A 13,040-nucleotide genomic window follows, 5' to 3' on the forward strand; every position below is an offset into this window, starting at 1 on the left:
GCGATCAGCCTTTGAGCACGTTGTTCAGAGTCTTGATCAGCATGTCTTCTTCGACCGGTTTGGTCAGGTAATCCTTGGCGCCCTGACGGGTGCCCCAAACCTTGTCGGTTTCCTGATCCTTGGTGGTGATGATGATCACCGGGATGTGGCTGGTCTCGGCATCCTTGGTCAACTGCCGGGTAGCCTGAAAGCCGTTGAGGCCGGGCATGACGATGTCCATCAACACCGCGTCGGGCTTTTCCTGGCGGGCCAGGGCCACGCCGTCGGCGCCGTTTTCGGCCTTGAGCACTTCATGGCCGTGCTTTTCCAGCATGCCGGTGAGTTTGTACATTTCAGTCGGCGAATCATCGACGATCAGGATACGTGCCATGGTCTTCCCCATTTTTCTTGTCGACATCCGGCCCGCTGGCCGAGCGTCACTGTACGTGTCTTACTGCGGCAAAACGGCGGCGAAGCCCGGAACGTGGGCCTGAATCGCGTCAAGCAGCTCTTCCTTGCTGAAAGGCTTGGTCAAAAATTGATCAGAACCGACAATCCGCCCCTTGGCCTTGTCGAACAGCCCGTCACGCGACGACAGCATGATCACCGGCGTGGCCTTGAACGCACTGTTGTTCTTGATTAAAGCGCAGGTCTGATAACCATCCAGACGCGGCATCATGATGTCGACAAAAATGATCCCGGGGTGGTGGTCGGCGATCTTCGCCAGGGCGTCGAAACCGTCGATGGCCGTGATGACTTCGCAGCCCACATTCTTCAACAGCGTTTCGGCGGTGCGACGAATCGTTTTCGAGTCGTCGATGACCATGACCTTCAAGGCGCTGGACTGCTGTTCCATAAGGGGGCTCTACCGTCGCCTTTGCGAATCAAATTGTCCGTTTTGCGATGAGTAATGGCTGGAAACCCTTGATGTTCAAGGGCCAGCACCGCATGGCAGCCTTTTTAGCACAGTCTCCCGGTCCAATCTATCGACGGGTTTTCCCTTGACCGAAAACCCGCCCGGAGCCACTCTGGCGGCACTTTTTCAATACCGATCCGGTAGCCAATTTTCGAGGAAAACCCAATGAGCGTTCGCGTCGGGATTGTCATGGACCCTATCGCCAGCATTTCCTATAAAAAGGATAGCTCGCTGGCCATGCTGCTGGCCGCGCAGAAACGGGGCTGGGAACTGTTCTACATGGAGCAGCGCGACCTGTATCAGGCCGAAGGTCAGGCCCGGGCACGCATGAAGCCGCTGAAAGTCTTCGCCAACCCGGAAAAATGGTTCGAACTGGACGCCGAGCAGGACAACCTGCTGAGTGATCTGGACGTGATCCTGATGCGCAAGGATCCGCCGTTCGACATGGAGTTCGTCTACTCCACCTACCTGCTGGAACAGGCCGAAACCGTCGGCGTGCTGGTGGTCAACAAGCCGCAGAGCCTGCGCGACTGCAACGAAAAGCTGTTCGCCACGCTGTTTCCGCAGTGCACGCCACCGACCATTGTCAGCCGTCGCCCGGATGTGCTGCGCGAATTCGCCGACCACCATGGCGACGTGATCCTCAAGCCGCTGGACGGCATGGGCGGTTCGTCGATCTTCCGCCACACCTCCGGTCACCCGAACCTGTCGGTGATCCTGGAAACCCTGACCCTGCACGGCAAGCAGCAGATCATGATTCAGGGCTACCTGCCGGCCATCGTCGATGGCGACAAACGCATCCTGATGATCGACGGCGAGCCGGTGGATTACTGCCTGGCGCGAATTCCGGCTCAAGGCGAAACCCGTGGCAACCTCGCCGCCGGTGGTCGTGGAGAAGCGCGTCCGCTGACCGACAAGGATCGCTGGATCGCCGCGCAAGTCGGCCCGACTTTACGCGAGAAAGGCCTGCTGTTCGTCGGTCTGGACGTGATCGGTGAGCACCTCACCGAAATCAACGTCACCAGCCCGACCTGCATCCGCGAAATCGACAATGCTTTCGGCACCGACATCGGCGGCATGCTGATGGATGCGATCGACAAGAAGCTGCAAGCCGCCGGCAAAAAGCCGCAAGCTTGACGTGTGTCACATGCAGTCTGTCGCTTGAAGCGTGAAGCCCAAGGCGCGAAACCAACATTGCGTTATCATGCGCAGCCTCTGAAAAACGCGATGTTGGTTTTCTTGTCATGACCCTCCCGTCCGATCTGCCCGCAGAACTCGCCCATCGTGGCGTGCGCCCGGCCGATCGCCTCGGATTTACCCTGTTTCTCGCGGCGCTGATTCATTTGGCGCTGCTGCTTGGCGTTGGCTTCACCATGGTCGAGCCCAAGCAGATCAGCAAAACTCTGGAAATCACCCTCGCCACGTTCAAGAGTGAGACCAAGCCGAAAAAGGCTGATTTCCTCGCTCAGGAAAACCAGGAAGGCAGCGGCACCCTCGACAAGAAGGCGATCCCCAAGACCACCGAGGTCGCGCCGTTCCAGGACAATCAGGTCAAGAAGGTCACCCCGCCACCGGCCGCCAAACCGGAAGTCCGCGAAGCGGCGCCCAAGGCTGCGGTGACCACCGTGGCGCCGAAACAGCAAAAGGCGCCGACCAAGAAAGAAGAAACCAAGACCGAGACCAAACCTGCGGTCAACGCACCGACGTTCGACAGCTCGCAGCTGTCCAGCGACATCGCCAGCCTCGAAGCGGAACTGGCCAACGAACAACAGCTGTATGCCAAGCGCCCGCGTATCCACCGTTTGAGCGCAGCCTCGACCATGCGCGACAAGGGCGCCTGGTACAAGGATGACTGGCGCAAGAAAGTCGAGCGCATCGGCAACCTCAATTACCCGGAAGAAGCGCGGCGCAAGCAGATCTACGGCAACCTGCGGCTGATGGTCTCGATCAACCGCGATGGCTCGCTGTATGAAGTGCTGGTGCTGGAATCGTCCGGCCAGCCGTTGCTGGATCAGGCGGCGCAGCGCATCGTCCGGCTGGCGGCACCGTTTGCACCGTTTACCGGCGATCTGTCGGATATCGACCGACTGGAAATCATCCGCACCTGGAAATTTGCCCGGGGCGACAAGCTGTCCAGTAACTGACCAGCGCCAAGCGAGCTTTTGTGGCGAGGGAGCTTGCTCCCGCTGGGCTGCGAAGCGGCCCCCTGCTTTTTCCGGACACACCGCGTTGTCAGGTTTTACGACTGCTGCGCAGCCGAGCGGGAGCAAGCTCCCTCGCCACAGAGGTCCGGTGAAGACCAGTTGCAACGCATCGTCAGCTTGTCAGTTTGCCCCTACGACGCCACACTATCGCTCATGAAAAACGTCAGCCCCAGCTACCTCAAGCATCATTTCCTGATCGCCATGCCGCACATGGCCGACCCGAACTTTGCCCACACCTTGACCTACATCGTCGAGCACACGGCCAATGGCGCCATGGGGCTGGTGGTCAATCGACCGCAAGAGCTGAATCTGGCTGACATCCTCGAGCAATTGCGCCCGGACATCGATCCGCCAGCGCTGTGCCAGCATGTGCCGATCTTCATTGGCGGCCCGGTGCAGACCGATCGCGGTTTCGTCCTGCACCCGGCGGGCAAGACCTTTCAGGCCACCGTCGAGCTGGACGGTGATCTGGCGCTGTCCACCTCGCAGGACGTGCTGTTCGCCATCGCCGACGGCGTAGGCCCGGCGAAAAGCGTGATCGCCCTCGGTTACGCCGGTTGGGAAGCCGGGCAACTGGAGGCCGAGCTGGCCGACAATGCCTGGCTCACCTGCCCGTACGACGCCGACATCCTGTTCAACACCAGCAGCGAACTGCGTCTGGAAGCGGCGGCCCGGCACCTGGGGATCAACCTCAGCCTGCTGACCAGTCAGGCGGGGCACGCCTGATGGCCCTGCGCCTGATTCTCGGCTTCGACTACGGCACCAAACAGATCGGCGTTGCGGTCGGCCAGGTGATTACCGGCCAGGCCCGCGAGCTGTGCACCCTGAAAGCGCAGAACGGCGTACCCGACTGGAATCAGGTTGAAGCGCTGTTCAAGGAATGGAAACCCGACGCCGTGGTGGTCGGCCTGCCGCTGAACATGGACGGCACGCCCAGCGAAATGTGCCTGCGCGCCGAAAAATTCGCCCGACGCCTCAATGGCCGCTTCAATGTGCCCTTCTATACCCACGACGAACGCCTGACCACTTTTGAAGCCAAGGGTGAACGACTGGTGCGCGGCGGGCAGAAAGGCAGTTACCGCGACAACCCGGTGGACGCCATCGCCGCCGCCCTGCTGTTGCAGGGCTGGCTCGATGAAAACACTGCATTGTTTGAATCCTGACAAGCGCTTCGGCGCTTTTCTTTTGGTTATAAACCCAGCCACGTCCGGCAGGACGCGGCTCGGAATCACGAAGGAGCAACCATGAGCCTGCCCAATCCCGCCGATCTGATCAGCCAGATGGCGACCCGCCTCAAGGCGCACCTTGCACAGCGTGATATCAGCGAACCGCGTTACATCGGCATCCGCACTGGCGGCATCTGGGTCGCGCAGGCCTTGCTCAAGGAATTGGCCAGCGACGCGCCATTGGGCACGCTGGATGTTTCCTTCTACCGCGACGACTTCAGCCAGAACGGCCTGCACCCGCAAGTGCGCCCGTCGGCCCTGCCCTTCGAGATCGAAGGCCAGCACTTGGTGCTGATCGATGACGTATTGATGAGCGGCCGGACCATCCGCGCCGCCATGAACGAACTGTTCGACTACGGCCGCCCGGCCAGCGTGACCCTGGTCTGCCTGCTCGACCTGGACGCCGGCGAGCTGCCGATCCGCCCGAACGTGGTCGGCGCGACCCTGTCGCTGGCCCCCAATGAGCGGGTCAAGCTGTCCGGCCCGGAGCCGCTGACGCTCGAACTGCAAGACCTGAATTCCTAACCCGCCCTTATTGAGAGTCCCCCTCGCGATGACGCCTCTAGATACCAAGCGCCCGCTGCAGCTCAATGATCAGGGCCAGCTGCGCCACTTCCTCTCGCTCGATGGCCTGCGCCGCGAGTTGCTGACGGAAATCCTCGACACTGCCGACTCGTTCCTCGAAGTCGGTGCCCGGGCGGTGAAGAAGGTCCCGTTGCTGCGCGGCAAGACCGTGTGCAACGTGTTCTTCGAAAACTCCACCCGCACCCGCACCACCTTCGAACTGGCGGCCCAGCGGCTGTCGGCGGACGTGATCACCCTGAACGTGTCGACCTCGTCGGCCAGCAAAGGTGAAACCCTGCTCGACACCCTGCGCAACCTCGAAGCGATGGCCGCCGACATGTTCGTCGTGCGCCACGGTGATTCCGGCGCCGCACACTTCATCGCCGAGCATGTCTGCCCGCAGGTGGCGATCATCAACGGCGGCGACGGCCGTCACGCGCACCCGACCCAGGGCATGCTCGACATGCTCACCATCCGTCGGCACAAGGGTGGTTTCGAAAACCTCTCGGTGGCGATCGTCGGCGACATCCTGCACTCGCGGGTGGCGCGCTCGAACATGCTCGCGCTGAAGACCCTCGGCTGCCCGGACATCCGCGTGATCGCGCCGAAGACCCTGCTGCCGATCGGCATCGAGCAGTACGGCGTCAAGGTCTACACCGACATGAACGAAGGCCTGAAGGACGTCGACGTGGTGATCATGCTGCGCCTGCAGCGTGAGCGCATGACCGGCGGCCTGTTGCCGAGCGAAGGCGAGTTCTATCGCCTGTTCGGCCTGACGACTGCGCGTCTGGCCGGGGCCAAACCCGATTGCATCGTCATGCACCCGGGGCCGATCAACCGTGGCGTGGAGATCGAATCGGCAGTGGCCGACGGCCCGCACTCGGTGATCCTCAATCAAGTCACCTACGGCATTGCCATCCGCATGGCCGTGCTGTCGATGGCCATGAGCGGGCAAACAGCGCAACGTCAATTCGAGCAGGAGAACGCCCAGTGAAGCTCAGCATTCTCGGCGCCCGCGTCATCGATCCAAGCAGCGGCCTGGATCAAATCACCGACATCCACGTAGAAGCCTGCAAGATCGTCGCCCTCGGCGCCGCGCCGGCCGGTTTCACCGCGGTGGAAACCATCGACGCCAATGGTCTGGTTGCCGCACCGGGCCTGGTCGACCTGAACGTGGCCCTGCGCGAGCCGGGCTACAGCCGCAAAGGCACGATCGCCAGCGAAACCCGCGCCGCGGCGGCTGGCGGCGTGACCAGCCTGTGCTGCCCGCCGAAAACCAAACCGGTACTCGACACCTCGGCCGTGGCCGAACTGATCCTCGACCGCGCCCGCGAAGCCGGCAACACCAAGGTGTTCCCGATCGGCGCGCTGAGCAAAGGGCTGGACGGCGAACAGCTTGCAGAGCTGGTGGCGCTGCGCGACGCCGGGTGCGTGGCGTTCGGCAATGGTCTGGAGAGTTTCCGCAACACCCGCACCCTGTGCCGGGCATTGGAGTACGCGGCCACCTTCGACCTGACGGTGATCTTCAATTCGCAGGATCACGATCTGGCCGATGGCGGTCTGGCCCATGAGGGCGCGGTCGCCAGTTTCCTCGGTCTGCCGGGCATCCCGGAAACTGCGGAAACCGTGGCCCTAGCCCGCGATCTGCTGCTGGTCGAGCAGACCGGCGTGCGCGCGCATTTCAGCCAACTGACCAGCGCACGCGGCGTGGCCCTGATCGCTCAGGCGCAGGCCCGTGGTTTGAAGGTCACGGCGGATGTCGCCCTGTATCAGTTGATCCTCACCGATGAAGCGCTGATCGACTTCAGCAGCCTGTATCACGTGCAACCGCCGCTGCGCACGCGCGCCGACCGCGACGGCCTGCGTGAAGCGGTGAAGTCCGGGGTGATTTCGGCGATCTCCAGCCATCACCAGCCGCATGAACGCGACGCCAAACTGGCGCCGTTCGGCGCGACCGAGCCGGGCATCAGCAGTGTGGAGTTGCTGTTGCCGCTGGCGATGACGCTGGTTGAAGACGGCTTGCTGGATCTGCCGACCCTGCTGGCGCGCCTGAGCGCTGGCCCTGCGGACGCGCTACGTCTGCCGGCGGGCAAACTGGCGGTGGGCGGTGCGGCGGATATCGTGCTGTTCGATCCGAAGGCATCCACCGTGGCCGGCGAAGGCTGGCTGTCGAAGGGCGAGAACTGCCCGTTCCTCGGTCACACCCTGCCGGGTGTGGTGCGCTATACGCTGGTGGACGGGCGGATCAGCCACCAGGCCTGAAGACAAGAGATAGCAGGCTGCAACGGCCTGCTATCTCTTGAGTGTCATTTGATTTGCGACAAACATTCTTACTAATAAGCTTCACTCAAAATCATTGTTCGCAACAGACATCTCCTTCCCACCATTCCCGCCGATAGATCTACACCAAGTGGCGTAGGAAAGCGGCCACCCGCCGTAAAGAAATATCCGACGCTTTACCCGCCTGTAAAAACAGCTTCCACACAATCAGAAACAGCCTACAAAGTTACTTTAGGCGACATATACGCACAGCCATTAATATCAAACCGTCAGAAGGACAACCAATACCCACAAGGATGAACCTATGAAAAATGGACTTACGCTTCCCCCTATTGTCACCAAGGGTACAACAGGAAACTCTGGCGGCTTTACAGTCGACACCGGATTCAGCTGGGGGACCTACGCAGGAGCAGATTGGCAAGGCGCCGGAGAAGCCATCATTACAAATAACGGCCAAACCTACTCACTACCAATGAGCACTGGCCCCGTAATAACCTCAGCAGAAATGGATATGTTTCATGCCTGGCTTGAAATGAAATCCGGAATCAAAGCCTTCACCTATGAACTGCAAATGGTCAGCAAGGCAATTAATAACGATACCTTGGGTGGAATTCGAGAACTTTGGAGAATCACAGAAAGCGACAACTACTTACTAAACAGCTTCACCATTATCAGCCATGGTTACTTCAAGAACAAAGTCATCAACTTCAGCCTGGCTGATTCATTCGCGGCACAGCAAAAACTAAGCCCCATAGAAGCGTTGATCAAAGTCTCAGCCACTGCCCCGTACAACCTGAATTACGAAACACTCACAACAGAGCTCTCAGGAGGCACCTTTAGCCCGATCAAAGCTTTCGCTCATTATCTTTGGGGTAATGGTGAAAGGATGAGGGTTAACATCAATAATATCGGTCTGAATGTCAGGGCCAATGAACTGCCATTATTGGCAAGCTCTATCGCAAGCACTCGACAGGCCGGCACCTATTACTTATCCGACCCAAAGATTCCTTACGCCACTATCAATGACAGCAGCGTCACGGGAGCTTATCTAGGAAGAATAACGTTAAAAATGGAAGGAAATTTTACCCGGGACAATACTGGATCCTGGGTTTTCGATGGTGTCATCAGAGCCTACACGGATACTTACGACTTCGACGCAAGCAACAGATCAACCGCCCTTGAGTTATTAACGACAGCAGGCAGGGTATTTTCCGGAACGCATTATGAAATCGAAATTTTCGGTAACCATAAAATAAGGCTAAGTGGAACTGGGTTTAATCCCACCCCATAAACACAAATATTGTTACAGACACCTGCACAACGGAGAGCGAATGAGCAGAACTTACAAGCTACCAAGCTACATATACCTGATCGCTCTCGCACTGACATCTGGCGCAGGAGCACTCATACTATTAAAGAATCTCGAAACAGGAATTTATAGTGTAAATCAGGACTCGATCGGCCTGCCCATTGGTGTAACGCTGATTATTTTTCTTACGCTGACGCTAACACACCTACTGCAGATTCTCTTATTACGCCGAGCACACACTAAATCGTTCGCAGGTCTGTTATTGAAAATATCAGCCTACTTGATTGCAACAATATCGCTGATGATTCTGGTTGACCGGATTGTGTACTGGTCCATGCCCCATCACGCCATCATTGCAATACTTTATGGTGTCACTGCCCTTACGTTTGTCGTTTTTCAAATGCAAACCTTCGCGCATCTGAAATAACACAGATCCACCACCGGAATTCGAGGGGCCTGCCAGCGCGCGAACTGCGCCCGCGGCCTGCCCCTCCTTTCACTTACTGGAAAGCGCCGCGATTCTGCGCATTGCGCACCGAAACCTGATCATTCAGGGTCCAGAAGTCATACAGCACCCCGATAAAGAACAACCCGCCGGTCAGCAGATACAGCAACCCGCTGATCCACTTGCCCTGGTACATCCGGTGCACGCCGAATACGCCCAGGAACGTCAGCAGTATCCACGCCACGTTGTATTCGATCGGCCCTGCGGCAAAGCGCAGGTCCGCCTCGCGATCCATTGCCGGGATCAGGAACACGTCGATCAGCCAGCCAATGCCCAGCAGACCGAAGGTGAAAAACCAGATCGTGCCGGTCACCGGTTTGCCGTAATAGAAGCGGTGAGCGCCGGTAAAACCAAAAATCCACAGCAGATAACCGATGATTTTGCTGTGTGTATCCTGCGGTGCAGCGACCTGCTGATAGCGGTTCATGAAGACCTCGATTCACACGATAGATAAATTTTCTTTAATTCTTTGTGACTTTTTTACATGTAGCCGACGTACGGCAAATGTTACCGTGTCGTCCGTCAAAGCCTTGTAGCACCGGACTTCTGTCCGACAATTGCGTCCATTTGCCTCTTGTTTGGTTCCGTTGCCCTCCGATGGAATCGACCAACGGCCTCGGAAGGGACAAAAAAGCTGTTATAAAGTTGCGCGCTAACACATAAGAGCCACGCCTAATGCGACCATTTTTCAAGACATGGCTAACCATCTGCCTATTAATGCCACTGGCCGCCCACGCCACCAATCGTGAGCAACGTCTTCCCAACGTTAACGGTTTCACCCCTAAATCCCATGCTTCGGCTCCTTCGAGCAAGAGCAGCAAACAAACGAAACACACCACGCTCGCCAGCAAGAGTCACGGCAAGCTGGTGCCACCGATGGCCAACAAGGAAAGCAGCAACGTCCTGAGCCGTGCGGTGAACGTCCTCGGTACTCCCTATCGTTGGGGCGGCAGCAGCCCAAGTAAAGGCTTCGACTGCAGCGGTCTGGTGAAATATGCGTTCAACGACGCCACATTCGACCTGCCACGCACCTCCAACGCGATGGCCAGCGGACATGGCGAGAAAGTCGAACGCAAGGACCTGAAGCCGGGCGATCTGATTTTCTTCAACATCAAGAGCCGTCGGGTCAACCACGTTGCCATCTATCTGGGCAACGACCGCTTCATCCACGCCCCGCGCCGTGGCAAAGCGGTGAGCATCGATACGCTGAACAAGCCGTACTGGGAACAGCATTACGTGGTTGCCAAGCGTGTGCTGCCGAAAGAACCGGCTGGCAAGCAGATGCGTGTAGTTCAACGCTGAAACACGATCAACTGTGGCGAGGGAGCTTGCTCCCGCTGGGCTGCGCAGCAGCCCCAAAATCTTGTGAGCGCTACGCGCTCAAGCGGGAGCAAGCTCCCTCGCCACAGGTGCATTCCAGCCTTTAGAAATTATCCGGCGTACGCGCCTTCTCCCGCGCATGCTCGCGACTGATCAAGCCTTTGGTCACCAACTCCTTCAGGCACATGTCGAGTGTCTGCATACCCAACGACCCACCGGTCTGAATCGCCGAATACATTTGCGCCACCTTGTCCTCGCGGATCAGGTTCCGGATCGCCGACGTTCCCAGCATGATCTCGTGGGCTGCCACCCGCCCGCCGCCGATCTTCTTGATCAGGGTCTGCGATACCACTGCCAGCAGCGACTCGGACAACATCGAACGCACCATGGACTTCTCGTCACCCGGGAACACATCGACAACACGGTCGATGGTTTTCGCCGCCGATGTGGTGTGCAGCGTGCCGAACACCAGATGCCCGGTCTCGGCAGCGGTCAGCGCCAGACGGATGGTTTCCAGATCACGCATCTCGCCCACCAGAATTACGTCCGGGTCTTCGCGCAGCGCCGAACGCAGCGCGGTGGCGAAGCTGCGGGTATCGCGATGGACTTCGCGCTGATTGATCAGGCATTTGCGCGATTCGTGGACAAACTCGATCGGGTCTTCGATGGTGAGAATGTGGTGATGGCGATGGATGTTGAGGTAATCGATCATCGCCGCCAGCGTGGTCGATTTGCCGGAACCGGTCGGCCCGGTCACCAGCACCAGCCCGCGCGGCGCATCGGTGATCTTGCGAAAGACGTCGCCCATGCCGAGGTCTTCCATGCTAAGCACTTTCGAGGGAATGGTGCGGAACACCGCGCCGGCGCCCCGGTTCTGGTTGAACGCATTGACCCGGAAGCGCGCCACGCCGGGGACTTCGAACGAGAAATCCGTTTCCAGGTGTTTCTCGAAGTCGACGCGCTGGGTGTCGTTCATGATGTCGTAGATCAATTCGTGCACTTGCTTGTGATCCAGCGCCGGCAGATTGATCCGCCGCACATCGCCGTCGACGCGGATCATCGGCGGCAGCCCCGCCGACAGGTGCAGGTCGGAAGCGCCCTGTTTGGCGCTGAACGCCAGCAGTTCAGTGATATCCATAGCGTCCCTCAATTCCAGTAGAATGCCGCGAACCTTCAGACCGCCGGCGCCTCTTGATGTCCACGATAGCAGACAACATCCAACTGGTTAGTTCGCGCATCCAGGCTGCCACCGCAGCGGCCGGGCGCAGTGAAAACAGCGTGCAGTTGCTGGCGGTCAGCAAAACCAAACCCGCGCAGGACCTGCGTGAAGCCTACGCCGCCGGCTTGCGTGACTTTGGCGAGAATTATCTGCAGGAAGCCTTGGGCAAACAGCTCGAACTGGCCGACCTGCCCTTGATCTGGCACTTCATCGGCCCCATTCAATCGAACAAGACTCGCGCCATCGCCGAGCATTTCGACTGGGTGCACTCCGTGGATCGCCTGAAAATTGCCCAACGCCTGTCCGAACAGCGCCCGGCCGAGCTGCCGCCGCTGAACATCTGCATTCAGGTCAACGTCAGTGGTGAGGCGAGCAAGTCCGGCAGCACCCCGGCCGACCTGCCGGCGCTGGCCGAGGCCATCAGCACCCTGCCCCGCCTGAAACTACGCGGGCTGATGGCGATTCCCGAGCCGACCGAAGATCGCGCCGAACAAGATGCCGCCTTTGCTGCCGTGCAACGTTTGCAGGCCAGCCTGAATCTGCCGCTCGACACACTTTCCATGGGCATGAGCCACGACCTCGAGTCGGCCATCGCCCAGGGCGCCACGTGGGTGCGGATCGGTACCGCCCTGTTTGGCGCCAGAGATTACGGTCAGCAATGACCGACAGCCATCTGAAAAAGGACCTGACATGAGCAACACACGCATTGCCTTTATCGGTGCCGGCAACATGGCCGCCAGTCTGATCGGCGGCCTGCGGGCCAAGGGTCTGCAAGCCAGCCACATTCGCGCCAGCGATCCGGGCGAAGAGACCCGCCAACGCGTCAGCGCCGAACACGGCATCGAAACCTTCGCCGATAACGCCCAGGCCATCGACGGCGTTGACGTGATCGTGCTGGCGGTCAAGCCACAGGCGATGAAAGCCGTGTGCGAAGCCATCCGCCCAAGCCTGAAACCGCAGCAACTGGTGGTGTCGATCGCCGCCGGCATCACCTGCGCGAGCATGACTGCGTGGCTCGGCGAGCAGCCAATCGTGCGCTGCATGCCGAACACCCCGGCGCTGCTGCGTCAGGGCGTCAGCGGCCTGTACGCCACCAGCGAAGTGACCGCTGAACAGCGTCAGCAGGCTGAAGAGCTGCTGTCCGCCGTCGGCATCGCGCTGTGGCTGAACGAAGAGCAGCAACTCGATGCAGTGACCGCGGTCTCCGGCTCCGGCCCGGCGTATTTTTTCCTGCTGATCGAAGCGATGACCGCCGCTGGCGTCAAACTCGGTCTGCCCAGGGAAATCGCCGAGCAACTGACTGTGCAGACGGCCTTGGGCGCCGCGCACATGGCGGTATCCAGCGATGTCGACGCCGCCGAACTGCGCCGCCGCGTGACCTCGCCAAATGGCACCACAGAGGCCGCGATCAAATCATTCCAGGCTGATGGCTTCGAAGCCCTGGTAGAAAAAGCACTCGGCGCCGCCGCGCACCGCTCGGCCGAAATGGCCGAACAACTGGGCAAATAAGGAGCCTTA

At 59.4% G+C, this 13,040-nt stretch carries 16 protein-coding genes; 12 read left to right on the forward strand and 4 right to left on the reverse strand.

Translation table 11 applies throughout. The annotated features are described in order from the left end of the window. Nucleotides 1-4 precede the first annotated feature (4 nt). Nucleotides 5-370: a twitching motility response regulator PilH gene (gene pilH, locus ABV589_RS12830; RefSeq protein ID WP_083367667.1), complete on the reverse strand. Its 366-nt coding sequence runs from the start codon at nt 368-370 to the stop codon at nt 5-7. A 60-nt stretch (nt 371-430) separates the two neighbouring features. Beyond that, a complete protein-coding gene (pilG, locus tag ABV589_RS12835; RefSeq protein ID WP_003229093.1) occupies nt 431-835 on the reverse strand; it encodes a twitching motility response regulator PilG in 405 nt (134 codons plus the stop codon). A gap of 225 nt (nt 836-1,060) precedes the next feature. Here pilG and gshB point away from each other — a divergent pair, with 225 nt between their 5' ends. The 9 genes from gshB to ABV589_RS12880 all read left to right on the forward strand — a co-directional run bounded on the left by gshB (nt 1,061) and on the right by ABV589_RS12880 (nt 8,905). Beyond that, entirely contained in the window at nt 1,061-2,032 is a 972-nt protein-coding gene (gene gshB, locus ABV589_RS12840; protein ID WP_367086070.1) for a glutathione synthase, read from the forward strand. Between the two features lie 107 nt (nt 2,033-2,139). Further along, on the forward strand, nt 2,140-3,039 hold the full coding sequence (locus ABV589_RS12845; RefSeq protein WP_007964106.1) for an energy transducer TonB: 900 nt from the start codon (nt 2,140-2,142) through the stop codon (nt 3,037-3,039). A 213-nt stretch (nt 3,040-3,252) separates the two neighbouring features. Continuing rightward, on the forward strand, nt 3,253-3,825 hold the full coding sequence (locus ABV589_RS12850; RefSeq protein WP_025109150.1) for a YqgE/AlgH family protein: 573 nt from the start codon (nt 3,253-3,255) through the stop codon (nt 3,823-3,825). Next, nucleotides 3,825-4,262, forward strand: a complete 438-nt coding sequence (gene ruvX / locus ABV589_RS12855) for a Holliday junction resolvase RuvX (RefSeq protein ID WP_003229101.1) — start codon at nt 3,825-3,827, stop codon at nt 4,260-4,262. Before ABV589_RS12850 ends, ruvX begins: the two co-directional genes overlap by 1 nt. Nucleotides 4,263-4,343: 81 nt before the next feature. Further along, a complete protein-coding gene (gene pyrR / locus ABV589_RS12860; RefSeq protein WP_367086071.1) occupies nt 4,344-4,850 on the forward strand; it encodes a bifunctional pyr operon transcriptional regulator/uracil phosphoribosyltransferase PyrR in 507 nt (168 codons plus the stop codon). Between the two features lie 28 nt (nt 4,851-4,878). Further along, on the forward strand, nt 4,879-5,883 hold the full coding sequence (locus tag ABV589_RS12865; protein WP_003229107.1) for an aspartate carbamoyltransferase catalytic subunit: 1,005 nt from the start codon (nt 4,879-4,881) through the stop codon (nt 5,881-5,883). Beyond that, complete coding sequence (locus ABV589_RS12870) at nt 5,880-7,151, forward strand: dihydroorotase (protein ID WP_367086072.1); 1,272 nt, start codon at nt 5,880-5,882, stop codon at nt 7,149-7,151. The genes ABV589_RS12865 and ABV589_RS12870 overlap by 4 nt, the downstream gene beginning before the upstream one ends. 322 nt (nt 7,152-7,473) lie before the next feature. Further along, the gene (locus tag ABV589_RS12875; RefSeq protein WP_367086073.1) at nt 7,474-8,460 is read left to right on the forward strand and encodes a lipid II-degrading bacteriocin; all 987 of its coding nucleotides are present in this window, start codon (nt 7,474-7,476) and stop codon (nt 8,458-8,460) included. Nucleotides 8,461-8,500: 40 nt separating this feature from the next. Then, nucleotides 8,501-8,905 carry a hypothetical protein gene (locus tag ABV589_RS12880; protein ID WP_367086074.1) on the forward strand — a complete coding sequence of 135 codons (405 nt, stop codon included), beginning with the start codon at nt 8,501-8,503 and terminating at the stop codon, nt 8,903-8,905. Nucleotides 8,906-8,978: 73 nt separating this feature from the next. Here the strand turns inward: ABV589_RS12880 and ABV589_RS12885 are convergent, their stop codons facing one another. Further along, a complete protein-coding gene (locus ABV589_RS12885) occupies nt 8,979-9,410 on the reverse strand; it encodes a TM2 domain-containing protein (protein WP_047596579.1) in 432 nt (143 codons plus the stop codon). Nucleotides 9,411-9,658: 248 nt separating this feature from the next. Here ABV589_RS12885 and ABV589_RS12890 point away from each other — a divergent pair, with 248 nt between their 5' ends. Continuing rightward, nucleotides 9,659-10,285, forward strand: a complete 627-nt coding sequence (locus tag ABV589_RS12890) for a C40 family peptidase (RefSeq protein WP_108591856.1) — start codon at nt 9,659-9,661, stop codon at nt 10,283-10,285. A gap of 121 nt (nt 10,286-10,406) precedes the next feature. Here the strand turns inward: ABV589_RS12890 and ABV589_RS12895 are convergent, their stop codons facing one another. Then, entirely contained in the window at nt 10,407-11,441 is a 1,035-nt protein-coding gene (locus ABV589_RS12895) for a type IV pilus twitching motility protein PilT (protein ID WP_027610581.1), read from the reverse strand. 56 nt (nt 11,442-11,497) lie between these two features. Here ABV589_RS12895 and ABV589_RS12900 point away from each other — a divergent pair, with 56 nt between their 5' ends. Next, on the forward strand, nt 11,498-12,184 hold the full coding sequence (locus tag ABV589_RS12900) for a YggS family pyridoxal phosphate-dependent enzyme (protein ID WP_367086075.1): 687 nt from the start codon (nt 11,498-11,500) through the stop codon (nt 12,182-12,184). Between the two features lie 28 nt (nt 12,185-12,212). Next, entirely contained in the window at nt 12,213-13,031 is an 819-nt protein-coding gene (gene proC, locus ABV589_RS12905; RefSeq protein ID WP_367086076.1) for a pyrroline-5-carboxylate reductase, read from the forward strand. Nucleotides 13,032-13,040 lie beyond the last annotated feature (9 nt).

It is taken from the genome of Pseudomonas sp. HOU2 (assembly GCF_040729435.1).
Classification (GTDB): Bacteria; Pseudomonadota; Gammaproteobacteria; order Pseudomonadales; family Pseudomonadaceae; genus Aquipseudomonas.